Origin of the sequence: Salinarimonas sp. (genome assembly GCF_046292825.1) — a bacterium.
GTDB lineage: Bacteria > Pseudomonadota > Alphaproteobacteria > Rhizobiales > Beijerinckiaceae > Salinarimonas.
On the sequence record NZ_JBKBQG010000015.1, the window covers coordinates 43,477 to 67,574 of the forward strand.

General features: G+C 70.0%; 25 protein-coding genes. 13 read left to right on the forward strand and 12 right to left on the reverse strand.

Going from position 1 to position 24,098, the window contains the following annotated elements; genetic code table 11:
- Positions 1-17: 17 nt before the first annotated feature.
- The 4 genes from ACK4UM_RS09565 to ACK4UM_RS09580 form a co-directional block, all read right to left on the reverse strand.
- Positions 18-1,604 carry an FAD/NAD(P)-binding protein gene (locus ACK4UM_RS09565; protein ID WP_409798162.1) on the reverse strand — a complete coding sequence of 529 codons (1,587 nt, stop codon included), beginning with the start codon at positions 1,602-1,604 and terminating at the stop codon, positions 18-20.
- Between the two features lie 178 nt (positions 1,605-1,782).
- Positions 1,783-3,303 (reverse strand): acyl CoA:acetate/3-ketoacid CoA transferase, encoded by a 1,521-nt coding sequence (locus tag ACK4UM_RS09570; RefSeq protein WP_409798164.1) that lies wholly within the window; start codon positions 3,301-3,303, stop codon positions 1,783-1,785.
- A 25-nt stretch (positions 3,304-3,328) separates the two neighbouring features.
- Complete coding sequence (locus ACK4UM_RS09575; RefSeq protein ID WP_409798166.1) at positions 3,329-3,742, reverse strand: cupin domain-containing protein; 414 nt, start codon at positions 3,740-3,742, stop codon at positions 3,329-3,331.
- 123 nt (positions 3,743-3,865) lie between these two features.
- Positions 3,866-4,759, reverse strand: a complete 894-nt coding sequence (locus tag ACK4UM_RS09580; RefSeq protein ID WP_409798168.1) for a DMT family transporter — start codon at positions 4,757-4,759, stop codon at positions 3,866-3,868.
- 206 nt (positions 4,760-4,965) lie between these two features.
- Between ACK4UM_RS09580 and ACK4UM_RS09585 the strand changes: the two genes are divergently transcribed.
- Positions 4,966-5,916, forward strand: coding sequence for a LysR substrate-binding domain-containing protein (locus ACK4UM_RS09585; protein ID WP_409798170.1), 951 nt, complete (start codon positions 4,966-4,968; stop codon positions 5,914-5,916).
- Positions 5,917-5,985: 69 nt separating this feature from the next.
- On the opposite strand, the gene ACK4UM_RS09590 is transcribed toward ACK4UM_RS09585, so the two are convergent.
- A complete protein-coding gene (locus ACK4UM_RS09590; protein ID WP_409798172.1) occupies positions 5,986-6,825 on the reverse strand; it encodes a DpnII family type II restriction endonuclease in 840 nt (279 codons plus the stop codon).
- Entirely contained in the window at positions 6,822-7,904 is a 1,083-nt protein-coding gene (locus ACK4UM_RS09595; RefSeq protein ID WP_409798174.1) for a DNA adenine methylase, read from the reverse strand. Before ACK4UM_RS09595 ends, ACK4UM_RS09590 begins: the two co-directional genes overlap by 4 nt.
- A 189-nt stretch (positions 7,905-8,093) precedes the next feature.
- Between ACK4UM_RS09595 and flhA the strand changes: the two genes are divergently transcribed.
- The 7 genes from flhA to ACK4UM_RS09630 all read left to right on the forward strand — a co-directional run bounded on the left by flhA (position 8,094) and on the right by ACK4UM_RS09630 (position 14,396).
- Positions 8,094-10,211 carry a flagellar biosynthesis protein FlhA gene (flhA, locus tag ACK4UM_RS09600; protein ID WP_409798176.1) on the forward strand — a complete coding sequence of 706 codons (2,118 nt, stop codon included), beginning with the start codon at positions 8,094-8,096 and terminating at the stop codon, positions 10,209-10,211.
- A 377-nt stretch (positions 10,212-10,588) separates the two neighbouring features.
- Complete coding sequence (fliR, locus tag ACK4UM_RS09605; RefSeq protein ID WP_409798178.1) at positions 10,589-11,344, forward strand: flagellar biosynthesis protein FliR; 756 nt, start codon at positions 10,589-10,591, stop codon at positions 11,342-11,344.
- 4 nt (positions 11,345-11,348) lie between these two features.
- The gene (locus tag ACK4UM_RS09610) at positions 11,349-11,786 is read left to right on the forward strand and encodes a hypothetical protein (RefSeq protein ID WP_409798180.1); all 438 of its coding nucleotides are present in this window, start codon (positions 11,349-11,351) and stop codon (positions 11,784-11,786) included.
- Positions 11,787-11,835: 49 nt separating this feature from the next.
- Positions 11,836-12,450, forward strand: coding sequence for a rod-binding protein (locus ACK4UM_RS09615; protein ID WP_409798181.1), 615 nt, complete (start codon positions 11,836-11,838; stop codon positions 12,448-12,450).
- Between the two features lie 28 nt (positions 12,451-12,478).
- On the forward strand, positions 12,479-12,973 hold the full coding sequence (locus tag ACK4UM_RS09620) for a hypothetical protein (protein WP_409798183.1): 495 nt from the start codon (positions 12,479-12,481) through the stop codon (positions 12,971-12,973).
- A gap of 1 nt (position 12,974) precedes the next feature.
- Positions 12,975-13,427 (forward strand): hypothetical protein, encoded by a 453-nt coding sequence (locus ACK4UM_RS09625; protein WP_409798185.1) that lies wholly within the window; start codon positions 12,975-12,977, stop codon positions 13,425-13,427.
- Positions 13,428-13,721: 294 nt separating this feature from the next.
- On the forward strand, positions 13,722-14,396 hold the full coding sequence (locus ACK4UM_RS09630; protein ID WP_409798187.1) for a winged helix-turn-helix domain-containing protein: 675 nt from the start codon (positions 13,722-13,724) through the stop codon (positions 14,394-14,396).
- Positions 14,397-14,591: 195 nt separating this feature from the next.
- Here the strand turns inward: ACK4UM_RS09630 and ACK4UM_RS09635 are convergent, their stop codons facing one another.
- From ACK4UM_RS09635 to speD, 6 genes are all read right to left on the reverse strand, one after another.
- The gene (locus ACK4UM_RS09635) at positions 14,592-15,821 is read right to left on the reverse strand and encodes a sensor histidine kinase (protein WP_409798189.1); all 1,230 of its coding nucleotides are present in this window, start codon (positions 15,819-15,821) and stop codon (positions 14,592-14,594) included.
- Positions 15,821-16,537 (reverse strand): response regulator, encoded by a 717-nt coding sequence (locus ACK4UM_RS09640; protein ID WP_409798191.1) that lies wholly within the window; start codon positions 16,535-16,537, stop codon positions 15,821-15,823. The genes ACK4UM_RS09635 and ACK4UM_RS09640 overlap by 1 nt, the downstream gene beginning before the upstream one ends.
- 33 nt (positions 16,538-16,570) lie before the next feature.
- Complete coding sequence (locus ACK4UM_RS09645) at positions 16,571-17,155, reverse strand: Spy/CpxP family protein refolding chaperone (protein WP_409798193.1); 585 nt, start codon at positions 17,153-17,155, stop codon at positions 16,571-16,573.
- A 109-nt stretch (positions 17,156-17,264) separates the two neighbouring features.
- Positions 17,265-17,726: an META domain-containing protein gene (locus ACK4UM_RS09650; protein ID WP_409798195.1), complete on the reverse strand. Its 462-nt coding sequence runs from the start codon at positions 17,724-17,726 to the stop codon at positions 17,265-17,267.
- A gap of 471 nt (positions 17,727-18,197) precedes the next feature.
- Positions 18,198-19,040: a polyamine aminopropyltransferase gene (gene speE / locus ACK4UM_RS09655; RefSeq protein ID WP_409798197.1), complete on the reverse strand. Its 843-nt coding sequence runs from the start codon at positions 19,038-19,040 to the stop codon at positions 18,198-18,200.
- Between the two features lie 10 nt (positions 19,041-19,050).
- The gene (gene speD, locus ACK4UM_RS09660) at positions 19,051-19,611 is read right to left on the reverse strand and encodes an adenosylmethionine decarboxylase (protein WP_409798199.1); all 561 of its coding nucleotides are present in this window, start codon (positions 19,609-19,611) and stop codon (positions 19,051-19,053) included.
- Positions 19,612-19,847: 236 nt separating this feature from the next.
- On the opposite strand from speD, the gene argJ reads away from it, so the two are divergent.
- The 5 genes from argJ (at position 19,848) to nudC (ending at position 23,923) form a co-directional block, all read left to right on the forward strand.
- Entirely contained in the window at positions 19,848-21,080 is a 1,233-nt protein-coding gene (argJ, locus tag ACK4UM_RS09665) for a bifunctional glutamate N-acetyltransferase/amino-acid acetyltransferase ArgJ (RefSeq protein WP_409798201.1), read from the forward strand.
- 169 nt (positions 21,081-21,249) lie between these two features.
- On the forward strand, positions 21,250-22,146 hold the full coding sequence (locus ACK4UM_RS09670; RefSeq protein ID WP_409798203.1) for a methyltransferase domain-containing protein: 897 nt from the start codon (positions 21,250-21,252) through the stop codon (positions 22,144-22,146).
- 48 nt (positions 22,147-22,194) lie between these two features.
- On the forward strand, positions 22,195-22,557 hold the full coding sequence (locus tag ACK4UM_RS09675) for a DUF427 domain-containing protein (RefSeq protein ID WP_409798205.1): 363 nt from the start codon (positions 22,195-22,197) through the stop codon (positions 22,555-22,557).
- Entirely contained in the window at positions 22,554-23,006 is a 453-nt protein-coding gene (locus ACK4UM_RS09680; RefSeq protein WP_409798206.1) for an HIT domain-containing protein, read from the forward strand. Before ACK4UM_RS09675 ends, ACK4UM_RS09680 begins: the two co-directional genes overlap by 4 nt.
- Positions 23,003-23,923, forward strand: a complete 921-nt coding sequence (gene nudC / locus ACK4UM_RS09685) for an NAD(+) diphosphatase (RefSeq protein ID WP_409798208.1) — start codon at positions 23,003-23,005, stop codon at positions 23,921-23,923. Before ACK4UM_RS09680 ends, nudC begins: the two co-directional genes overlap by 4 nt.
- The last annotated feature ends 175 nt before the right edge of the window (positions 23,924-24,098 follow it).

Consider the following 24,098-nt stretch of genomic DNA (forward strand, 5'->3'; position numbering starts at 1 on the left):
CGAGACGCGCTCCGGCGTCAGGACGCGCGGCCGCCGACGAGGCGCGGCGCGCTCGCGAGGATCGGCGTCGCGTCGTCGTTCGGATCGACGGCGATCGACGCGATCACCGCCTTCGCCGCGGCGGCGGCATGGCGCGCGTTGATCTCGAGCGCGCTCGTGAAGAAGTTGGCGCCCGCGGTCAGCTCTCCGAGGATCGACAGGTTGCGCACGACCGATCCGTCGGCGGCGATCGCCGCACCCGAGCCCGTCGCCACGTCGAGACCGCCATGGCGGTGCGGACGCACCAGGCCGCGGGCGATGAGGCTCTGCACCAGCCACGAGGCGAGGCGCCGGGGGTCGCGCGAGGAGCCGTAGGCGCAGACGACCGCGTCGAACCGCTCCACCCGCGCGTCCGGCCCCTCGCCGATCGCCACGTCGAAGCCGCCGTCGTCGCGCGCGGCGACGTGGCTGGCGCCCGAGCGGAAGCCGAGGCGTCCCTCGCGTCCCGCATCGAGCATGCGACGCGCGTTCTCCACGGGGATCGAGACGCGATAGGCCATCCAGGCAGCCTGGAAGCGATCGAGGAACAGGAGCCTCTCCGCCTCGGGAAGCGCGCGCCAGAGGAGATCGACGATCCCGTTCGTCGCATAGAGCACCGCCTGCCACGGCCGCGGCGCCTGCGCCTGCGCGATTTCGGATTCGAGGAAGGCGAGGGGATCGGACGGGGGACGCGGCGGGATGGGCGTGCCCGCCTGCAGGCGTCCGCCTCCGGCGCGGGCGATCTCCTCCTCGACCCAGCCGACCAGGGTCGCGAGCGAGAGTCCGCCATGGCGCAGGACGTGCGCCTCGACGTGAGCGCGCGTGAGGAGCGTCGGCGCGTAGCGCCCCTGGGTGCCGCGGACGCTCGGCAGATAGCCCGAGCGCGAGACCATCGCGATCGGCCCGCGATGCCCGGCGGCGAACAGCCCCATGATCGCGTCGATCGCGCTCAGCCGCGCGCCGATCACGGCGACCCGCGCGTCCCTCGCGATCTCGTGGACCATGCGGCGGATCGGATAGGGCGATGCGTGGAAGCCGGGGCGCTTCGCGAGGGCCTCGTGCTCGTCGACCTGCAGATTCCCGCAGGAGAGGACCACGTGGTCCGCGCGGATCGTCAGAGCGGTGTCCGTGCCGACGACGAACCGACCATCCGCGGTGCGCTCGATGTCGATCGCCTCGGCGCCGACGGAGACGAGAGATCCCCCGATCCGCAAGAGCTCCCCGCCGAGCGCGCTGAGCATGCATTCGAGATAGAGGCCGAACAGCGGCCGCGGGACGAAGGTCTCCGGCTCGACGACGAGATCGGGGAATTCGTGGCGCCAGACGGCGCCGTTCTCCCGCAGCCAGGTGAAGAAATGGCCGGGGCGGTCGGGGAACGGCGTGATGAATCCGGCCCGCGTGTTGAGGAGGTTGGAGGCCACGTCGTCGTCGTAGGCGAGCCCGCGACCACGTAAACGCCGATTATCGATCGTGTAGACGACCAGTCGCGGGCAGCCCGGAGCCGTTTTCGCCTCGCGAACGAGAGAGTCGATCAGAGATACCGCCGTAGCGCCTCCGCCGACGACCGCAATGACTGTCTCTTTCATGGTGTTCCTCCTTTGTGTGGAGGAGTTTTATCCTTGCGACAAAAGATGCACAACCATTTAATGTTTATAGATGCTATTAGAGATCGGCAAGAGAGCAATTCGGTGCATGGACGAAAAGGCCGACCGGCGAGCCGGTCGGCCGTCGAGCCCGCCCTGCGGGGCCGTGCGCTCGCAACGCTCAGGCGAAGAGGTCCGGGTCCATCGGAGCGATGTCGTCGCCGATGACGATCGCCGCGTCGAGATGGGCGACGACGTCGCGGCGGAGGTCTATGCCGGGCGCGATCTCGACGAGCCGCAGGCAGCCGCCCACGAGCTCGAGCACCGCGCGCTCGGTGACGAAGGTGACCCGCCGACCGTCGCGCATGGCGAGGGGGCCGTTGAAGCTGATCGTGTCGAGCCGCTTGAGGAACTTGCGCGTCGCGCCCTCGCGGCGGATGACGAGCCGACCGCCGCCGGCCTCGATCTCCAGCCCCTCGGCGGTGAAGGTCCCGCAGAAGACGACGCGCTTGGCGGCCCCCGAGATGTTGGCGAACCCGCCGATCCCCGGCGTCCGTCCCCGAAAGCGCGAGACGTTGACGTTGCCATGGCTGTCGGCTTCCGCGAAGCCGAGGAAGGCCACGTCGATCCCTCCGCCGTCGTAGAGATCGAACAGCGCGGCCTGATCGATCTTGGCGAGCGGATGGGCGGAGGCGCCGAACGAGAGACCCGTCGCCGGGACGCCGCCGAACTGGCCGGATTCGACGGTCAGCGTGAAATCGGCGATGCCGAGTTCGGCGGCGGCGCGCCCGACCTCGGCGGGAATCCCGATCCCCAGATTGACGATCGCCCCCGGATGACGGGCGAGTTCGCGCGCGGCGCGGCGGGCGATGATGCGCCGCGCGGGCGCCGAGGGCGGCTCGTCGTCGAAGGCCGACGGCTCTCCGGATTCGACGTAGGCCGCATTGTAGGCCTCTGCCCAGGTCTGCCAATGATCCTCCGGCTCGGCAACGACGACGTAGTCGACGAGGCATCCCGGGACCGAAACGCCGTGCGGGGGGATGGGATCGTCGACGATCTCGGCCACCTGCGCGATGACGATGCCGCCGCTGTTGTGGGCGGCCTGCGCCTGGGCGAGGCCGTCCTGGAAGGAGACCTCCCGGTCCATGGCGATGTTGCCCGCCCGATCGCAGCGCGAGCCGCGGATGATCGCCACCTCCACCTTGCGGGTGGGAAAGAAGAGATGCTGGCGTCCGGCGACGGGAAACTTCTGGACGAGACCGGGGCGTGCCCGGGCGTTCATGCGCCCGCCTGCCTGATCGGGATCGACGAAGGTGTCGATGCCGACCCGAGAGAGGATGCCGGGAAGGCCCGCGGCCGTCGCGCGGAAGAGGTGGCTCATCACGCCTTGGGGCCAATTGTGGGCCTCGATCGCCTCCTCCTGCGCCATGCGGCCGAGCTTGGGGGCGAACCCCCAGAAGCCGCCGATGGCGCAGGAGACGAGGCCGTCCTGGGCCAGATGGTTGAGGCCGCGCTCCCCGCGATCCCCGGGCCCGGCGGCGAAGAACAGGGTGAGCCCTCGCGGGTGCCCCGTCTCGCGATAGCGCCGGCCGATCGCGGAGAGGATTGCTTCGGGATTGCCGCAGCAGCCGAAGCCGCCGGGGACGACGGTCGATCCGTCCGGAACGAGCGCCGCTGCTTCTCGAGCGGTGACGATGTGCATGGACGGATCTCCCCTCGTCGGTGCGTCAGTGGCTCGTCGCCTGCCCGAGGGCGGCTGCCGCGGCGGCCGCGCGCGCGAGCTGCACGGGCTGCTCCCAGACGACGAGGAAGATGCACCCGGTCTCGGACGACAGGGCATGGCTGGAGCCCGGCTCGCAGACCTCCAGCGTGCCCGCGGGATGGCGCCCGGCATCGTTGATCAGCTCGCCCTGGAGGACGAAGATGAGCTCGTAGCCGGGATGGATGTGCCGCTCGACCTTGGCGCCGGGCCGGTAGCGCACGAGGGCCGCGGAGGGGCCGACCGGGCCGGTGTCGGTCGTGTCGTAGAGACGGAAGATCTCGACGCCTTCGCGACCGGGCTGCCGATAGCTCTCGAAGGGGAGGGCGTCGAGATTGCCGAGGCCGTCGAGGAGGCCGGTGAGGATCTGGGGACCACGCATGGGATGTCTCCTGTTCGAACGATTGGCTGTGGATGGTCGGGATCTGTCGCGCGCGGGAGAAGGATGGAGCGCCGCGCTCGCTCCCTCGAGGCCGCCCGGGCGGGCGGCCTCTCGCGGATGCCCTCACTTCGCCGGCTTCACCGAGAGCCAGACGCCGCCTGCCGCCAGGACGAAGCCGGCGAGCGCGAGGGTGGTGGGGATCTCGCCGAGCGTCGCCGAGGCCATGACCTGGGTGACCGGTGGGATCAGGAAGAACAGGCTCGCGACCTTGGTCGCCTCGCCGCGGCGGATCATGGCGTAGAGCACGAGGAGCGCGCCGATCGAGTTGACGAGGGCGAGCCAGATCACCGAGCCGACGAAGGCGGGCGTCCAGTCGATCGCCATCGTCTCGGTCGCGTAGGCCGCGCCGAGCATGACGGTCGCGCCCACCACCATCTGGACGAAGCCGGTGGTGCGCAGATCGAAGCCGCCGCAGAAGCGCTTCTGGTAGAGCGTGCCTGCGCTGATGCCGACGAGCGCGGCCGCCGTGAAGCCGTAGCCGAGCAGCGCGCCGTAGCCTTCGCCGAGCCGCTCCGAGAGGACGAGCACGACGCCGCCGAGCCCCAGACCGAGGCCGATCCATTGGCGCCAGGTCACCTTCTCACCCAGGAGCGGCCCTGCGAGAAGCCCGACCACGACCGGCATGAGGCCGACGATCAGCGCCGATTGCCCGGCGGGAACGCCGTGGCGCATGCCGGCATAAAGCCCGCCGAATTGCAGCGCCTGCATGAAGATGCCGACGATCGCCATGTGGACGACCTGCATGACGCTTCCCGGCATCGGGGTGCGGGTCACGACGAGCACGCCCAGCATGATCAGGGCCGCCAGCGCGAAGCGCAGGAAGGTCATCGTGAAGGGCTCGGCATAGAGGATGCCGATCGCGCCGCCGATATAGCCGGAGCTCCACAAGACGATGAAGATCATCGGCAAGGGTGCGCCCTGCATCGTGAGCGGCGGTGACAGGGTACGAGCTTTCATTGGGTGTCTCCTTGAAATGTCGTGAGCGGAGACTGTCCCAACCGAGCCGACGATCAAAGAATATTAGCTGAATGGCTCGCTTGCATGGCGCTTATCGAAGCGCCGATGAAGTATCGCGCGGCATTCGCCTTGACGCCGGGATGGCAGCGATTTACCATTGCATCACTTGCGCGAGGCCGCGCGCAAGGCGTCATGGAGGACGACGCATGCGCCGGGTCAACATCGACACGCAGCTCCTGAGGAGCCTCGTCGCCATCGCCGACAGCGGCACCTTCGGCAAGGCCGCCGACAGCCTCGCCATGACGCAGCCGGCGATGAGCCAGCAGATGCGCCGTCTGGAGGATCTGGTCGGCCGTCCGTTGTTCCAGCGCGACGGCCGCAAGCTGCTCTTCACGGCCCATGGCGACATGCTGCTCGGCTATGCCCGGAGGATCCTCGAGCTCAACGACGACGTGCATCGCCGGCTCGCGGGCGACGACGATCGCGAGGTCGTGCATCTCGGCATGCCCGAGCACTTCTCCGAATCGCTCCTGCCGCTCGTGATCGCCGCCGTCCACGAGCGCTTCCCCGCGATCCAGCTCGTCGTCAAGGTCGGGCGCAGCCGCACCCTGTCGGAGATGATCGCGGACGGGCGGCTCGACCTCGCCGTCACCATCGCCGCCCACGAGCCCGGCTCGGGCCCGCCGCCGCTCTACGTGGCGCCGCTCGCGTGGTTCGGGGCGGAGGCGGCCGTCGCGGGGCGCGCCGCGTCCGAGATCCCCCTCGTCCTGTTCCGGCCGCCCTGCGGCATGCGCAGCCTCGCCATCGCGGCGCTGGAGCGCGCCGAGCGGCCCTGGCGCTGCGTGCACGAGAGCGAGGAGCTCGCCGCCCTGCGCGCCGCCGTCCAAGCCGGGCTCGGGGTGACGGCCCTGCCGATGCTCCAATCCTATGGCGGCATCCGCCCGGTCGCGTCCGACATCGTGCTGCCGGCTTTGCCGGAGGTCGCCGTCGCCGTCGAGCGCCGCCCCGGCTGGGCCCCCCGCACCGCACCGGGTCTCGAGGATCTCGTCGTCGATTTGTGGAACGCGTTTCGATCGGGCACGGTCGACGCGGAAGCCCCGTCCGCACCCCCGCCGCCCTCCCTTACGCAGAGCGCGGCGCTGCCGGCGCCGGCGTGAGGGCGATCGCGCGCGTCGCCGACCCGCATCCGAGCGGCGTCGCCCGGTCTCGACGGCATGCGCGCACGGTCAAGCGCTGAAACGCGCCTTCAGAGCCTCGAGATCGGCGACGAGCTGATCGCGCATCCGCATCGTGTAGATTCGCGCGATTTTGCCGTCGTTCTGACGCTCGACGATCTTCCTCAGATCGGACAAGCGCGCCTTCCAGGTCATGCCGTCGGTCACGAACAGCAGCATCTGATCGTGCCGCTTGGCCTCGATGATCGCGTCGAGATCGCCGATGATGTCGCTCATCTTCGAGCCGGTAGCGCCATACCCCTTGGTCTCGATGATGATGTGCGGGCGGATTCGGTCCGGGACGGCGAAGTCGCATTTCGCTCTTCGACCGCGAACGCCGTCGAAGGCACAGCGGACTTCGAATCCGTCCGGCCCGAAGACTTCGACGAGAATGGCCTCGACGAAATCTTCCAACCCGCGGCCGCGCCGCTGCCCTTGGATCGCCGAACCGCGGCCGGAACGGAGTCTCTCGACGAGGATGTCGCTCCAGATCGGCTGGTATCCGACCGCCTCGGTCATCGCGACATCGAGCGCCAGCCGCTGGAGAGCATCGAGAAAGGCGTCGCGTTCGCGTTCGAAGCGCTTAACGCCGACGCCTCCACCACCGAGCTCGCGCCGAAGCTCCGCCTCCATCGCGTCTTTGGAGAGGCCGAGAAAAAGGCGGGCGCAGAGAATCCCCTCGTCGAAGCCATCTTCCAGCAGATCGGCGATGTCGCTGCGACCGTAGCTCGCTTTCTTCGGTAGCGCGGTCAGCCGCGCGATGACTGCAGCGGCGACGTCGTCCATCCAATCGACGGCCAGCGGGCTGAGACTCTCTACGATCGCATCGAGACTCTGATCTTCGTTCTTCATCCCCGCCCGACCAGCAGATATTCCGTCACGGCTGCGCGACTCACGGATGCGTGCGTGCCGAAATGATATCTGTGCGAACGCTCGTAGATGTCAACGCGCTTTTTGTATCGGGCGAGGAGGGCGCCCAGCGTTTCGAGGTCGGGGTATCCATTCGAGGAATAGGAGAGAACGATGGTGCTATTCGAGAAGCGGGCGAACATTCTGTCGAACGCATCGACCGCGGTGCGCCTGTAGCTAAAAGGTGTGAAACGCTTGGCGATCTTCTTGACCTTTGTGTCCTCCATGAGTTCGAGACCGCGCCAGTAGCAAGCGAGCCCTTCTAGGAAGTGATAGCGCTTGATGTAGCAATTGTCGTCGGACCGAGGAACGTATGGGGGGTCGAGGTAGACGAGATCGAATCCATCCGCCTCCACTTCGAATACGTCGGAACGAAAGGCGCGGTTCTCACGGCCATTGTCGAAGACGGTCTCGTTGAAGACCTGGACCTGCTCGCCGAAATGCTCCTCCAGCGACAGCCTGAGATCCCGCCGGCCGTCGTCGTAGCGCGACAGATCGCCCGACACGGTGAACACACCCCGCGGCTGGCGTTTCAAGCAGGCGCGGAAAAGCGCAGCATAGCCGATCGCCTGCGCGCCGGGATCGGCGACGCGGGTGAGGCCGGCGGAGGCGCGGTCGAGAAACGCTCGGTCCTCCGCCGTGAAGAAGATGCCGTCGAAGGTCCGCGCAACGAAGTCCGGATCGTCCCGACGCGGCCGGGTTATCTCGGAGAGGGTCCGTCGGTCGAGGCGGCTCTGCGCGTTTTCCACCGTGGCGCGCGCGATCAGACTCGTGAAGGCGAGGAAATCCGTCGCCGTGACCCGCCGGCCCATCGCCTTCATGAGGTAGGCGACGCAGCCCGTCCCGGAGAAGGGATCGAGCGCGCTCTCGAAATCGAGCTTCTGCAAGACTTCGTGGATCCAGGGAAGCAGCCTGCGCTTCGAACCCATGTAACGCAGCTCGGGATAGGCGAGGGCATGAGGCGGCGCGGCGCTGCTCGCGACCGCTTCTCCCACCGACCACTCTTCGTCCGAGACGCGCATCCCGCCCCCTCCGCTCCGCCGCCCCTTCATAGCGGCCACCGCCGCGAATGTGAACAAATCAGGAATTCTTTTCCCCGGGTTTTTCTCGCAGGCTGCGGTTGCCCCCCCTCGCCACCGCCCCACCACCCTCGCGCAAGGTCCCGCCCCCATCCTGCGTGATGGATGAAACCTCACGGGGGGCGGGGACACATGGCGAAGGCGGTCGCGCAGGGGACGGGGGGCGTCGTGCAGGGCGGGGCGGGAGCGATCCCGGCGAGCCGCGGGCTGCGCGACATCGGGTTCGCGGGCGGCATCGTCCTCATCCTGACGATCCTGTTCCTGCCCATCCCCGCCTTCATGATCGACATGGGGCTCGCGCTCTCGATCGCTCTCTCCATCCTGATCCTGATGGTGGCGCTCTGGATCAAGAAGCCGCTCGAATTCTCGTCCTTCCCGACCATCCTCCTCATCGCCACCATGCTGCGGCTCGCGCTCAACATCGCGACGACGCGCATGATCCTGTCCGAGGGCAACCAGGGCGGGGCGGCGGCGGGCTACATCATCGACGGCTTCTCGCGCCTCGTGATGTCGGGCGACTTCGTCATCGGCCTGATCATCTTCATCATCCTCGTCACGGTGAACTTCGTCGTGATCACCAAGGGCGCGACCCGCATCGCGGAAGTCGGCGCGCGCTTCACGCTCGACGCCATCCCCGGCAAGCAGATGGCGATCGACGCCGATCTCTCCGCGGGCCTGATCGACGAGAAGGAGGCGCAACGCCGCCGCCGCGAGCTCGAGGAGGAGAGCTCCTTCTTCGGCGCCATGGACGGCGCCTCGAAATTCGTGCGCGGCGACGCGATCGCGGGCATCATCATCACGGCGGTGAACCTCGTCGGCGGCATCATCATCGGCACGACGCGCCACGGCATGGCGCTCGCCGACGCCTCCGACGCCTTCGTGAAGCTGTCGGTCGGCGACGGGCTCGTGACGCAGATCCCCGCGCTGATCGTGTCGCTCGCCGCCGGCCTCCTCGTCTCGAAGGGCGGCACGCGCGGCTCGGCGGAAGAGACCGTCTCGAGCCAGCTCGCGCTCTATCCGCGCGCGCTCCTCGTCGCCGGCGGCGTCATGATGCTGCTCGCGGTGACGCCCGGCCTGCCCTTCCTGCCGCTCGTGATGCTCGCCGCGGTGCTCGCCTTCGGCTCCTGGGCGATCCCGCGCAAGCTCGCCCGCGAGCGCGCCCGGGTCGAGGCGATCGCGGAAGCGGAGAAGCAGCGCGAGGAGGAGGAGGCCAAGGACAACGTCAAGGAGCACCTCAAGACCGCGGAGATCGAGCTCGTGCTCGGCAAGCAGATCGCCGCCGAGCTCCTGACCGCCCACGGCGAGCTCGCTCACCGCGTCTCCAAGATGCGCCGCAAGTTCGCCAAGCAGTTCGGCTTCGTCGTGCCCGAGATCCGGCTCACCGACAGCCTGACGCTGCCGCGCAAGGGCTACGAGATCAAGATCCACGGCACCACGATCGCGGCCTCGGAGCTGCGCATCGGCGAGGTGATGGTCATCCTCGGCGGCGGCCGCAAGCCGGACGTCCCCGGCGACGAGGTCCGCGAGCCCGCCTTCGGCATGCCCGCCATGTGGATCGCCGAGAGCTACGCGGCGGAGGCGCGCCGCGAGGGCTTCGCGCCGATCGACACCCTCTCGGTGCTCCTCACGCACCTCTCGGAGGTGATCCGCAACAACCTGCCGCAGCTCCTCTCCTACAAGGACATGCGCTCGCTGATCGACCGGCTCGATCCGGAATACAAGCGGCTCATCGACGACATCGTGCCCGCCCAGATCTCCTATTCGGGCCTGCAGGGCGTGCTCAAGCTGCTGCTCGCCGAGCGCGTCTCGATCCGCAACCTCAACCTCATCCTGGAAGCCATCGCCGAGATCGCGCCGCACGTGCGCCGCTCCGAGCAGGTCGTCGAGCACGTGCGCATGCGCATGGCCCAGCAGATCTGCGGGGATCTCACCGAGGGCGGCGCGCTGCGCGTGCTGCGGCTCGGCAATCGCTGGGACCTCGTCTTCCACCAATCCGTCAAGCGCGACGCCAAGGGCGAGGTGGCCGAGTTCGACATCGATCCGCGCCTCGTCGAGGAATTCGGCCAGGCCGCCTCCGCCGCGATCAAGGAGCGGATGGCCAAGGGCAAGCCCTTCGCGATCGTCACCGCGCCGGACGCGCGGCCTTACGTCCGCCTCGTCGTCGAGCGCCTGTTCCCGACGCTGCCGGTGCTCTCGCATGTCGAGATCCCCCGCGGCATCGAGATCGAGTCGCTCGGTTCGATCTCCTGAGAGGGCGGGGCATGAGCGTCGTCCCGGTGAGCGCCCGCGACTCAAGGAAGGTTCGGTCGCGCGAAGCCTCGGCATGGGAACGAGACGACGAGGCGCCGCCGCTCTCCTTCCCCTCGAAGTTTGGAAATCTTTCGTTGCGGTGTCATCCCGGACGCCGAAGGCGATCCGGGACCCATATCCACGACGTCTCAGTCGCAGCCTGCAGGCTGCGTTTCTCGAACGAAAGCTGCGCAAAGGTCGCGGAACGAGCGCGGCATGCGCGCTCGAACGATCCTCGTGGGTATGGGTCCCGGGTCCGCTTCGCGGCCCGGGATGACAACCTGCGAGAGATGCAAGCCCAGAGGGGACGCAACGCCCCTCGGGCGGAGAGGTGAGCCGTGCTCCTGCTCTCGCCGGATCTGATCCTCGCCGTCTTCCTCGTCTTCTGCCGCATCGGCGCCTGCCTCATGCTGATGCCGGGCTTCGGCTCGCTGCGGGTGCCGATGCAGGTGCGGCTGTTCATCGTGATCGGGGTGAGCCTCGCGCTCGCGCCGCTCCTCGTGCCGACGCTAGAGCCCTTGATCGCCAGCGCCTCGCCGTTGTCGGTGCTCGGCCTCGTCGTCACCGAGAGCCTGATCGGCGCCAAGATCGGCGTCATCGGGCGCATGTTCTATCTCGCGCTCCAGACCATGGTGCATGCGAGCGCGATGATGATCGGCTTCGGCCAGATGGCGGGCGTGCCCGTCGACGAGAGCGAGCCGATCCCCTCGCTCGCCGCCCTCGTGACGATGGCGGCGGTGGCGCTCCTGTTCATCGCCGACCTGCATTGGGAGATCCTGCGCGGGCTCGTCGTCTCCTACGAGACGATCCCGCCGATCGCCGGCTTCGACGCGCGCCTCTCCCTCGTCCAGCTCTCGGACCGCGTCGGCGACGCGTTCATGCTGGCGCTTCGCATCGCGAGCCCGTTCGTGATCTTCGCGCTCCTGGCCAATTTCGCGCTCGGCGTGATGAACAAGCTCGCCCAGCAGATCCCGATCTACTTCGTCGCGATGCCCTTCGTGCTCGCGGCGGGGCTGATGCTTTTCTACTTCCTCTCGCGCGAGTTCCTCGCCCTCTTCGTGGCGGGCTTCGCCGATTGGCTGCGGACGGGGTGAGCCGATGAGCGCCGCACGAGACCGCGCCCGCACGCTCGCCCGCCTCCTGCGCGTGCAGGAGCAGCGCCATAAGCTCGCTGAATGGAAGCGCATCGATCTGCGGCGCCGCCTGCGCGAGACGCAGGAGGCGGAAGCCGCGACCCTCGCCGCGCTCGATTCCGATTCGAGCCCCCTCGCCGGGCTCTTCGTCGAGCAGACGGCCAAGCGTCTCGGGCTCCTCGCGCGGCGGCGGCGCGAGCTCGAGCGCGCCTGCGACGCGCAAGGAGAGGCCGTGCGCGCGGAGGCCGTGCGCGCCAAGACGGCGGCGGCGCTCCACCGCGACGCCGCCCGCCTGTACGAGGACGAGGCGCGCCGCATCGCCGATCTCGACATGCTCGAGGCCTTCCTCGCCCGCGAGAGCGCCGCGGCGGAGGAGGACGGTGCCGGCGCAAGCCCCGCGTAAGCGGCGCGCGCGAGAGTGCCGCCATGCCAAACCGAGGTGGAGAGGCCGCATGACGATCAGCCCGCCGTCCGACATCATCCTCGAGGTCGCCCGTGCGGCCGAGCCCACGCGGCTCGCGGAGGCGACGACCCGTCTCCAGGAGATCGCGCGGGCCCGCGGCCGCGACGGGGACGGGGAGGGGGCGCCGTTCGGCACGCTCTTCGCCGGCCTCGAGCGTCGTGCCCCGGCAGCCGCCCGGCCCTTCGACGCCGACCGCGCCCGCGTCGAGATCTCAAATCGCGACGTCCTCGGCGCGCCCGCGAGCCTCGGCCGCGGCCCCGATCTGCCGGCGCCGCGCCGCGTGGCCGCTTCGGCGGAGACGCCGGCGCGCGCCTTCGAGGCCATGGTGCTCGGACAGATGGTCGAATCGATCCTGCCGGACGCCGAATCCGTGTTCGGCGGCGGCTCGGCCGGCTCGATCTGGAAAGGCTTCCTCGCCCAGGAGATCGGCGCCGAGCTGGCGCGCGCCGGCGGCGTCGGCATCGCCGACATGGTCGCGCGGACCCATCCCGAGCTCGACCGGGTGAGCGCCGCCAAGGCCGCCTTGTGGCCCGAGCACGAGGGCGCCGCCGCGGCCGATCCGGGCCGGACCTCCGGCTTCTTCACCGCGCTCTACCGCGCCTGACCCCGCCACTCACCGATCGGACCCGCCGATGACCGAATCCGAGATGCCGGCCCTCGCTTCGCTGGAGGACGCCGCCCGAGACGCGACCGACGATGCGCTCCAGGAAGCGCCTCGCGAGGACGCCCTCGCGCGCCTGCCCGTCGCCCTCGCCCAGCCGGCGGCGCCGCCCGCGCCCGAGACGGCCGCCCTCCTCGCCGCCATCGAGCGGCTGGAGATCGTCCTCGACACGGAGACGCAGGCGCTCGCGAGCCTCTCGCTGCCCGAACTCAAGGAGCTCAACCGGCGCAAGAGCCTGTGCCTGCTCGAGCTCACCCGCGCCGCGCGCGCCTACGGCGAGGACGCCGCCCGTGCCGGCATGCGTCCGCGGCTCGAGCGGCTGCGCGCGACGATCGCGCGGAACCAGGCCGTCCTCGAGACGCATCTCGACGCGGTGCGCGACATCGCCCAGACGATCGCCACGAGCCTCGAGGCGCGGGACTCGGACGGGACCTACTCCCTCGCGCCCGGACACGGGAGCCTGTGAGATGAAGTCGACCGTCATCGGCGGCCTGTGGCTGTGCGGCGTCGTCGCCCTCTCCGCCCACCTCGCCGCCGATTGGCGCGCGCGCGCGGCGGCGGGCGCGGCGGCCGAGCCCACCTATTTCAGCGGCGTCACCTACGAGAAGACGCGGCCCGTCACCGTGCCGATCGTGCGCGAGGGACGCATCGCCGGCTACGTGATGGCGCAATTCGTCTACACGGCCGACGCACGGGAATTGCGGGAGCTGCGGGTGCCGCCCGAAAGCTTCATCATGGACGCGACCTTCCAGGCTTTGTTCTCCGACGAGACCATCGACTTCGCCGATCTGCGCGCCTTCGACATGCGCGGCTTCCTCGGCGGCCTCGCGCGCACCGTCAACGAACGCCTCGGCCAGCCGGTGATCCGCGATCTCCTCGTCGAGGAGTTCAACTTCGTCGATCCCGCGCAGCTGCGCTGATCCGACAAAGCAAACGCCGTCCTTCGATCGGCGGCGGCGCGGAAGCCCCGCGCCGCCGCCTTCGCGTGCATAGTCTGTTAATTCTGTGCCATCCGAAACGTATTCGTTTGAGACAACCTGTTTCGAAGAGACCCAGAAATCGAGACGAATTTAATTTCGACTATGCCCTGCGGCCGGTAACGACCCTTTGACGGTGTTAAGAACTCCCTTCCTCGATCCTCGACACAAGAGTTGCCCCACACCCCCTCGTGGTCTTACGAATAGCATCACCAAAAACCTGCATGGGGGTGCAACGTGTACATCATCGTCGATGAACGAGAATTGGTCACGTCGGGCTACCGATCGGGCTTCGACCGTGAGGGCGTCTCCGCGATCGGGTTCGATCCGGACGATTTCAACAGCTGGATTTCCGGGGCGGCCGCCGAGGATCTCGGGGCGGTCGAGGCGATCCTGATCGGCGATTGTCCCGCGCGCGAGGCCCTGCCGCGCCTCGTCAAGAGCCGCTGCAACGCGCCCGTGATCGCCATGAACGACACGAGCTCGCTCGAGCAGACGCTCGGCCTGTTCGCGGCGGGGGTCGACGACGTCGTCCGCAAGCCTGTCCACGTCAAGGAGATCATGGCCCGCGTCGGCGCCTTCAATCGCCGCGCGCACAAGCCGGAGCCCGAGGCCGCCACGCCGCGCGACCACGCGCTGGAGGTGTTCTTCGACGGGCGCGATCCGATCGTCGCCGGCGAGGTCCTGGTGCTGCCGCGCCGCGAGCGGCGGATCCTCGAATACCTCGTCAAGAACAAGGGCAAGCGCGTCCAGCGCGAGCAGATCTTCTCGGCCGTCTACGGCGTCTTCAACGAGAACGTCGACGAGACCGTGGTCGAGAGCCACATCTCGAAGCTGCGCAAGAAGCTGCGCGGGCGGCTCGGCTACGATCCGGTCGATTCCAAGCGCTTCCTCGGCTACATGTTCGCCTGACGCCTGCTTTTCTTCCGCGTTCCGGCCTTTTCGGCCGTCTCACGTTACTGCCTTCGCTTACTTCCGATCGTTTCGCATCACGAGCTGGTACAGGCGCGACGCGCCACCCCGAGACGCCGTCTCGACCCTTCGACTTCTCCGACCGCCCGCTGCCGCGAAGACCGTCCCCGCCAGGGGGCCCGCCGCGCGAGGCGCTCACACCCCCCGTACCCGCACCTCGAACGCCGCCCCGCCGCCTTCGGCCTCGCGATACACCGCGTCGCCGCCGTGGCGCCGCGCGATCTGGCGCACGAGGGACAGCCCGAGCCCCCAGCCGCCGCCGGCTTCCGAGCGGCCGGCGGGGCGGTAGAACGGCTCGAAGACGCGCTCGGCATCCGCCGCCCCGATCCCCTTCCCGTGATCGCGCACGACGAGGCGCGCGCCGCCGTCCGGCAAGGGCTCGACCAGAGCCTCGATCGGCGGGGCGCCGTGGCGGGCGGCGTTCTGGAAGAGGTTGCGCACGAGCCGGCGCAGGAGCCGCGCATCCCCGACCACCGTCGCCCCCGCGCCCGAGACCTCCGCGCCGACGCGCGCGCCTTCCTCCGCGGCGAGGCCTGCGAGATCGACGCTCTCGGCGCGGATCGCGTCGGCCACCTGCTCGAGCCGGCTCGCGACGAGGATCTCCTCGACGAGCCCGTCGAGCTCCGAGAGGCTCGTCACGATCTCCTGCTCGAGCGCGGGCGTGGGCGCCTCGCGGAAGAGGTCGACCGCCATGCGCAGGCGCGCGAGCGGCGAGCGCAGCTCGTGGCTCGCATTGGCGAGGAGCGCCTTGTTCGCCGCGATCAGCCGCTCGATCGTCTCGGCGGCGCGGTCGAAGCTCTTGGCGACCGCCGCGACCTCGTCCGAGCCCGGCAGATCGGCGCGCGCGGAGAGATCGCCCGCTCCCCAGGCCTCGACGCCCGCCCGCAGCCGCTCGAGCCGGCGGGTGAGATGGCGCACCACCGGATAGGCGACGAGCGCGATGACGAGGGCGATGATCGCGATCGGAACCAGGGGATTGCGGCCGTCGTCGAAAGGCGGGCTCCCCTCCCGCCCGAAGCGCACGAGGACGACGCGCCCGTCCGGCAGCGTGAAGGTGTTGTGGCGCCGGCTGCGCTCGAGCGTCGGATCGCCGGCGAGGTGCCGTCCGCTCGCGTCCCGCACGGCGATCGTCGCGTCGAGCGCCTCGGACAGGCGATCGATCTCCGCTTGCGGGTTCTGCGGCGGCAGCACGTGGGCGAAGAAGCGCGCGCCCCGCGCCGCCCAGGGGCCGACCTCGTTCGCCGTGCCGATGCGCACGAGCGCGCCGATCGCGAGCGCCACCACGACCACCGCGACGACGAGCGTCAGGTAGATCTTCCAGAACAGCGAGAGCCCGCGCAGGCGGGGGAGGCGCACGGCGGCCATCACGGCGCCTCGTCGGGGTTGCGGGCGAAGACGTAGCCCGCGCCGCGCACGGTGATGATCCGCCGCGGCTCCTTCGGATCGTCCTCGATCGCGGCGCGGATGCGCGAGACGTGGACGTCGATCGAGCGGTCGAAGGCCTCGAGCTCGGTGCCGCGCACGAGGTCCATCAGCTGGTCGCGCGAGAGCACGCGGCCGGTATTCTCCGCGAGCGCGACGAGGAGGTCGAACTGGTAGGAGGTGAGCGCCCGCGCCTGCCCGTCGAGCCGCACGCGGCGCGCCCCGCGATCGATCTCGAGCCGCCCGAAGACGAGCGGGGCGGGGCCCGCCTGCGCGGAGAGCCCGGAGAGCGCGCCTTGGCGGCGGCGCAGCACCGCGCGCAGCCGCGCCAGCAATTCGCGCGGATTGAAGGGCTTTGGGAGATAGTCGTCGGCGCCGATCTCGAGCCCGACGATCCGGTCCGTCTCGTCGCCCTTGGCGGTGAGCATCAGGACCGGGACGTCGGAACTCGCGCGCAGACGGCGGAGGATCTCGAACCCGTCGAGATCGGGCAGCATCACGTCGAGGAGGATCGCGGCGGGAGGCCGCCGCGCCGCCTCCGCGAGCCCCGCCTGGCCGGTACCGGCGAGGCGGGCCGCGTAGCCGTTCTGGGCGAGATAGTCCCGCAGCATGGCGGACAGGCGCGCGTCGTCGTCGACGATCAGGATCTCCTCCGCCATGGCCCCGCACGCCTCCCCGTCACGGCCTCGAGATTACCACGGACCGCGCCAGCCGCGACGGCGCTCCTCCATGCGCGCGGCGAGCGCCTCGCGCTGTTCGGGCGTCAGCACCTCGGCGGCGTCGAGCATCGCCTGGGTGATGCGCTCGGAGACCGCCTCGAACTCCTCGAAGCGCTCGGCACGCAGGCGCTCGGCGGCCTCGCGGTCGATGGTCGGCGCGGTGAGGATGTCGCGAACGGCCTCGCGGGTGCCGTGCATCTCGCGCATCCGCGGCAGCACGTCGGCGCGCGCCCCGTCGGCGATCTCCTTGATCCGCGCGATCTGCTCGGCGCTCGCGCCGACGTCGCGCAGCGTGCGCTCGACGCGCCATTCCACGAAATCGCTCATGCCGCCCATCCGGTCGCCGCCGCGGGCGTGCATGAAGCCGGCGAACGGGCCGCCCGCCATCGCCACGGGCAGGCCGTTATGGCCGGCGGACGTGCCGCTCGCGGCGACGTAGCCGGCGCCTGCGACGGCGAGCCCGAGCGTCGCGATCGTCGCGACGAGCACGCCGCTGCGGCGGCGGCGGGGGGTGGAGGCGGGCGCGGCGGGAGCGCCGTTCGGATCGTTCTGCGTCATGGTCTTCGTCCTCGCGATCGGCAGCGTGTCGCTGCGATTGCGCTCACCATGACGCGTCCGCGTGTCGGGAATGCGCGGCGTTCGTAAAGTTAGGTGAAGATCGCCGCCCTCACAGCGCCCGCTCGAGCCGGATCTCGCCGCGGCCGCCGCGAAGGACGAGCTGGCCGTTGTCGACCGACCATTGCTGGGCGCCGCGCACGGCCTCGAGGAAAGCGCGCTCGCGCTCCATCGTCGCCCGGTCGCACTGCATCCGCGTGAGCGCGAAGGGGCCGACCGCGATGCCCTGATTCTGGAGCGGATAGGCCACCGCGGAATAGGTGTTGCAGCCCGCGAAGCCGCGCAGGCGGAAGGTGCTGTCGAGCGTCAGGGCCGGACGGTCCCCCGCGACCGCGCGGCCGTTGACCGAGACGGCCTCGTAGGTCACGCCGAGCGGGAATTGCTGCTCGCGCAGCGGCTGCGGCACCTCGATCCCGGCCCGCGCCTCCTGGGCGACGAGCGGCGCGACGTGGGCGGTCCCCGCGATCGACGCGGCGGCAAGGACGCAAATGGCCGCGATGCGTGACGCTCTCATGTCTCTTCCCTATCCGGCTGTGGCGCGCGGGACATTAAGCGCACCCGCGGGGCTACGCAAGAAAATGCGCGGGGCACCCAAAAAGGGCGACGGGCGCGATGATCCGCCCGCGCGGGGGGCGCGTAGACCTGAGCGAAGTTCGGTCATGAGCTTCCTTCCCGCGGCGTAACCCCTTCCCGCGCGCGCCGCGACACTCCAGAGCCGCTCCCCACCGGGAGCGGCTTTTTTTCGCACACGAAGCCAGTGCATCTGCCCTTCCCGTCATTCCGGGGCGCGAAAGCGAGCCCGGAACCCAGACTCCCGACCTTGGATTAGCAGCCTGCAGGCTGCGTCCAATGCTGCATCCGGGTCCAAAGGCGGTTGCACGAGCGCGCATGCGCGCTCGAACCAGCGTCGGGGTTCTGGGTTCCGGGCTCGCTTCGCGCCCCGGAATGACGGCGTCGCGTTTCGAGGCGAGAGATTCTCGATCCCTCACCCCGCGATCAGCCGCCGCACGTCGGGCGGGAGCGCGAAGGCGGCGACGTGGACGTCCGGCGCGTAATGGCGCGTCGCGAGCCCGCTTCGCGCGAACCGCTCCGTCACCTCGGCGAGCGCGCCGCGGGCGGCGGCATCGTCGCTCGCGAAGCCGAGCGCGATCGGCCCGCCCGTATAGGTGGGCACCGGTGCGAGATAGAGCGTCGCGTCGGAAAACAGCGCCTTGCGGGCGGCGTGCGTGCGCGCGATCTGCGGCCCCTGGAAGAAGGGCACGCCGTTCTGCGTGACGAGCACCCCGCCCGCCCGCAGGCAACGCTTGCAATCGGCGTAGAAGGCCGGCGTGAACAGCGCCTCGGCGGGGCCGACGGGATCGGTCGAATCGACGACGATCACGTCGAAGCGCCGCTCGCTGCGCGCCACGAAATCCACCCCGTCGCCGACGATCACCTCCGCGCGGGGATGGTCGAAGGCGCCCTCGCAGACCATCGGCAGATGGGCGCGCGCCGTCTCGATCACGCTCCCGTCGATCTCGACGAGCGTCGCGCGCACCCCCTCGTGGCGCAGGATCTGCGCGAGCGCGCCGCCGTCGCCGCCCCCGATCACGAGCACGTCGGCGACGCGCCCGTGGCCGAGGATCGGCACGTGCGCGATCATCTCGTGATAGATGTGATGATCGCGCTCGGTGAGCTGGACGACGCCGTCGAGCGCCATCACGCGGCCGAAGGAGGCGTTGTCGAAGATCACGAGCTCCTGCAGGTCGGTGCGCTCGTAATGGACGATGCGATCGACCCGCAGGATCTGCCCGTAGCCGTCGTGCAGCGCTTCCGTGAAGCTCAGCATGGCGGAGCCCTCACGGCGTCACCATCCCGCGCTTGTGCTCGGCGAGCTGGATGTGCGCCGGCGCGAAGGCCTCGCGCAGGATCTTGATCGCCTCGTGCGGTCGCGCGTCGCCGCACATGAAGATGTCGATCGCGGCATAGGCGCGCTCGGGCCAGGTGTGGATCGAGATGTGGCTCTCCGCCAGCACCGCCACCCCCGAGATCCCGCCATTGGGCGTGAAATGGTGGAGGTCGATGTTGAGGAGCGTCGCTCCCGCCGCCTCCGTCGCGCGCCGCAGCGCGTCCTCGACCACCGCGAGATCGTCGAGACGCGAGGCGTCCCACAGATCCACGATCAGATGCGTGCCGGCGAACAGGAGACCGTCGCGCTCGACGAAATGATCGAGCCGCTCCTCCTCCTCTCGCGCCTGCGGCGCCGTGTGCGCGATCGGCTGAGCGATCGTCGTCTCGTCGATCTCGCTCCGCACGTTCGCGGAATTCCGATCGTGGCTCACCTCGTTGGGTCGAACGCCTGCGTCGTCGTGCAGGTTGAAGTCCATCCCCAATCTGGCAAGGCGGGTGTTCTGGCGCATCCCGTGCCCTCCATAACCAGCAGATGAACCCAGCCAGCTGTCATGCTTTCGGGTCAGAGAGGCTCTTGTGGCGCTTCGGGGGCGCGGATTCAAGGCGCGCGGGGCAAAAAACGCGCCTCGCAGAGCGCATCCGCGCGCATTCGGAACCTGAGGGAGCGGCCGCTGCACCCCTTCCGTCCCCTCGCGCGGCATGCGATAGAGCGCGGCGCACGCAGAACCGGAAGAGCCTTAAGCCCATGTCGCACCCCGTCTCCCCGCTCGCGCCAAAAACCCTGCCGAGCCTGCCCGTGATCGAGGGCGTCGTCATCGCGACCGCCGAGGCGGGCATCCGCTACAAGGGCCGCACCGACGTCCTCTATGTCGGCCTCGCCGAGGGCACCCGCGTCGCGGGCGTGTTCACCCGCTCCAAATGCCCCTCCGCGCCGGTCGATTGGTGCCGCAGCGCGCTCGAGGGCGGATCGGCGCGCGCGCTCGTCGTGAACTCGGGCAACGCCAACGCCTTCACCGGCGCCAAGGGCGCGCAGGCGGTGTCGCGTACGGCCGAGATCGCGGCGCGCGCGGCGGGCTGCGCGACGGGCGAGGTCTTCGTCGCCTCGACCGGCGTCATCGGCGAGCCGCTCGACGCCTCCAAGTTCGAGGGCGTGCTCGAGGATTGCGCGGGCCGCGCGCGGGCGGACCTCTGGCAGGAGGCCGCGCGCGCCATTATGACGACGGACACCTTCCCCAAGCTCGCGACCCGCACGATCGAGCTCGACGGCGCCGAGATCCGTTTGAACGGCATCGCCAAGGGCGCCGGGATGATCGCGCCCGACATGGCGACGATGCTCGCCTTCGTCTTCACCGACGCGCCCGTCGCGGCGGCGGTCCTGCAGGAGATCCTGTCGGAGGCCAACGCGCGCTCCTTCAATTGCGTCACGGTCGACGGCGACACCTCGACCTCCGACACGCTGCTCGCTTTCGCGACCGGCAAGGCGGGGATCGCGGAGATCGCGGATGCGCAGGATCCGCGGGCGAAGAGCCTCGCCATCGCGCTCGAGGATCTCCTCGTCGAGCTCGCCCAGCTCGTCGCCAGGGACGGGGAGGGCGCGCGCAAATTCGTGACGGTGCGCGTGGTGGGCGCCGTCGACGACGCCTCGGCCAAGCGCGTCGCGATCTCGATCGCCAATTCGCCCCTCGTCAAGACCGCGATCGCCGGCGAGGACGCCAATTGGGGCCGCGTGGTGATGGCCGTCGGCAAGGCCGGCGAGCCGGCCGACCGCGACCGGCTGTCGATCTCCTTCGGCGACATCCGGGTGGCGAAGAACGGCGCCCGCGACCCCGATTACAGCGAGGAGGCCACCTCCGCCTATATGGAGGGCGAGGACATCGTGATCTGCGCCGATCTCGGGCTCGGCGACGGCGAGGCGCGGGTATGGACCTGCGATCTGACGAAGGCCTACGTGGAGATCAACGGGGATTACCGTTCCTGATATCCCTCCCCGTAGGGGAGGGTGGCCTCGGAGCCGCAGGCGAACGAGGTCGGGTGGGGCCCGACGCTCGAGGGAGGATCTCCGCGCCACGGGCCCCACCCGGCCCCTGTCGCTCCGCTCCAGGGTCCACCCTCCCCTCCGGGGAGGGACAATCACCGAGGAGACGCCGATGAACGACCAATCGCCGCTCGTCTTCGACAGACGTCTCGCCCGCGCCCGGCTCGCCCGCGCCAAGGCCGCGGGCTTCGCGGATTTTCTCGTCGCGCGTGCGGCCGAGGATCTGGAGGATCGGCTCGCGGGGGTGTTGCGGCCCTTCCCGCGCGCGGTCGATCTCGGGACGCCGAGCGGGCAGGCAGCCGAGATCCTCGCGCGCCGCGCGGGCGCCGAGCGGGTCTTCCGCCTCGCCCCGCTGCCGGAGCCCGGCGCGATCGTTGCCGACGAGGAGGCGCTGCCGCTGGCTCCCGAGAGCGTCGACCTCGTCGTGTCGCTCCTCGCGCTCCAGAGCGTCAACGATCTGCCCGGCGCGCTCGTCCAGATCCGCCGCGCGCTCGCGCCCGACGGCCTCCTCCTGTGCGCGCTGATCGGCGGCGGCAGCCTCGCCGAATTGCGCGCGTCCTTCGCGGCGGCGGAAGCCGAGATCGAGGGCGGGATCTCGCCGCGCGTCGCGCCCTTCGCCGACGTGCGCGACCTCGGCGCGCTCCTGCAACGCGCCGGCTTCGCGCTGCCGGTCGTCGATGCCGAGAGCGTCGTCGTGCGCTATCGCGACGCCTTCGCGCTGATGGCGGACCTGCGCGCGATGGGCCTGACCAACGCCCTGCACGAGCGCCGCCGCACGCCGCTTCGCCGCAAGACCCTGCTGCGCACGGCCGAGATCTACCACGAGCGCTTCGCCGACGCGGACGGGCGCGTGCGCGCGACCTTCGACCTCGTCTGGCTGACCGGCTGGGCTCCCCACGAGAGCCAACAGAAGCCCCTGCGCCCGGGCTCCGCCAGGATGCGCCTCGCGGAGGCGCTCGGCACGACGGAGATTTCGGCGGGGGAGAAGGCCAAGCCGCGCGAAACGTGATAGGACGAAGCCTCGAGAATCGTCGCACGTCCCCGAGAGAGGAGCCCCATGAAGGAGCCCGGCCCCGATCATCCGATCGCCATCGAGCCCGCGGACAAGCGGGTCCGCGTCGTCCTCGGCGGCGCCATCGTCGCGGAATCGGATCGCGCCCTCGTGATGCGCGAAGGCGTCTATCCGCCGGTCTTCTACATCCCGCGCGAGGACGTGGCGATGGACCTGCTCGACCCCTCGCCGCGCCGCTCGCACTGCCCCTACAAGGGCGAGGCGTCCTATTTCACGGTCTCCGGCCACGGGATCGAGCAGCGCGACGCCGCCTGGTCCTACGAGGAGCCCTATCCTGCCGTCGCCGCGATCGCCGGCCACGTCGCCTTCTACCGCGAGAAGGTCGACGCCATCGAGACCTTGTCTTGACGACGGGAGAGGACGGGGGGCCGGGCGGCTTCGCGCTCGATCCGCGCCTTGCCGGCGACACGCTGCCCGTGGGCGATCTGCCCCTGTGCAGCGTGCTCCTCATGAACGATTCGCGCTTTCCTTGGCTGATCCTCGTTCCGCGCCGGGAGGGCGCGCGCGAGATCGTCGACCTGTCGCTCGCCGAGGCGCACGCGCTCGCGGGCGAGATCCGCGTCGCGAGCCGGGTGCTGCAGGCGGTCGCCGCTCCCGACAAGATCAATGTCGGCGCGCTCGGCAACGTCGTCCCGCAGCTGCACGTGCACGTGATCGCGCGCTTCCTGTCCGATCCCGCCTGGCCGGGTCCCGTCTGGGGGCACGGCACGCGGGCGCCCTATCCCCCGCACGCCGCGAGCGCGCTCCTCGAGCGCCTGCGCGCCGCCTTCGCCGCCGACGAGGAGCCGCCTCCGTGACGCAATCCCGCCGCGACCCGCCGCTCGGCTTCGCGTTCAACCCGATCGTGCGGCACTCGAGCGAGCGGGGCGACGACGCGCTCGCCCGCTATGCGGCGGATCCGGAGGCGGGCGCGATCCTGTTGGCCGGCGACGTGCCGATCCTGCGCCGCGAGGGCGAGGCGGCGCGCGCGCTCCACCGCAACGGCGACCTCGCCGACGTGCGCGTGCGCGAGCGCGTGGTGCTCGGCGAACTGGACGGGCGGCCCGTGATCGCGATCGGCGCGGAGGCCGGCGAGGCGGAGGCGATCGCGGCGATGCCCGGGCGCTTCGCGAACGACCTGCGCGCGACGGCGGTGCAGGGGCTCGTGCCGCAGGCGGAGATCGGCCTCCTCGCCCAGGCGAAATCGCTCCTGTCCTGGCATGCGCGCCACCGCTTCTGCGCGAATTGCGGCGCGCCGACCGCGCTCTCGGCGTCCGGCTATCGCCGCGATTGCGCCGCCTGCGGATCCCAGCATTTCCCGCGCACCGATCCCGTCGTCATCATGCTGATCCGCTTCGGGGACCGCATCCTGCTCGGGCGTCAGGCCCGCTTTCCGACCGGCAATTATTCGTGCCTCGCCGGCTTCGTCGAGCCCGGCGAGACGATCGAGGACGCCGTGCGGCGCGAGACCTTCGAGGAGGCGGGGGTGCGCGTGGGCGCGGTCTCCTACGCCCTCTCGCAGCCCTGGCCCTACCCGTCTTCGTTGATGATCGGCTGCATCGGGGAGGCGCTCGACGATGCGCTGACGATCGATCGCGAGGAGCTCGAAGACGCGCGCTGGTTCTCCCGCGAGGAGGTCGCCGCGATGCTGGCGGACCGGCATCCCGACGGCCTGCGCGTGCCGCCCCCCGTCGCCATCGCGCATCACCTGGTGCGCATCTATCTCGAAGAATGATCATGTCTCTCGGAGTGGTGGATTACATTTCAGAATAATAGATGCGAAATTAGACTTTAGGCTAGACACGCACCGCCGGATTGCGTATACACCCTGCGATCGAAACGCAGGGAGGCAACGCCATGTCCTTGAAATCTCCACCCGCCCCGTCGACGCGACCCCGCGCAGCCCGGCA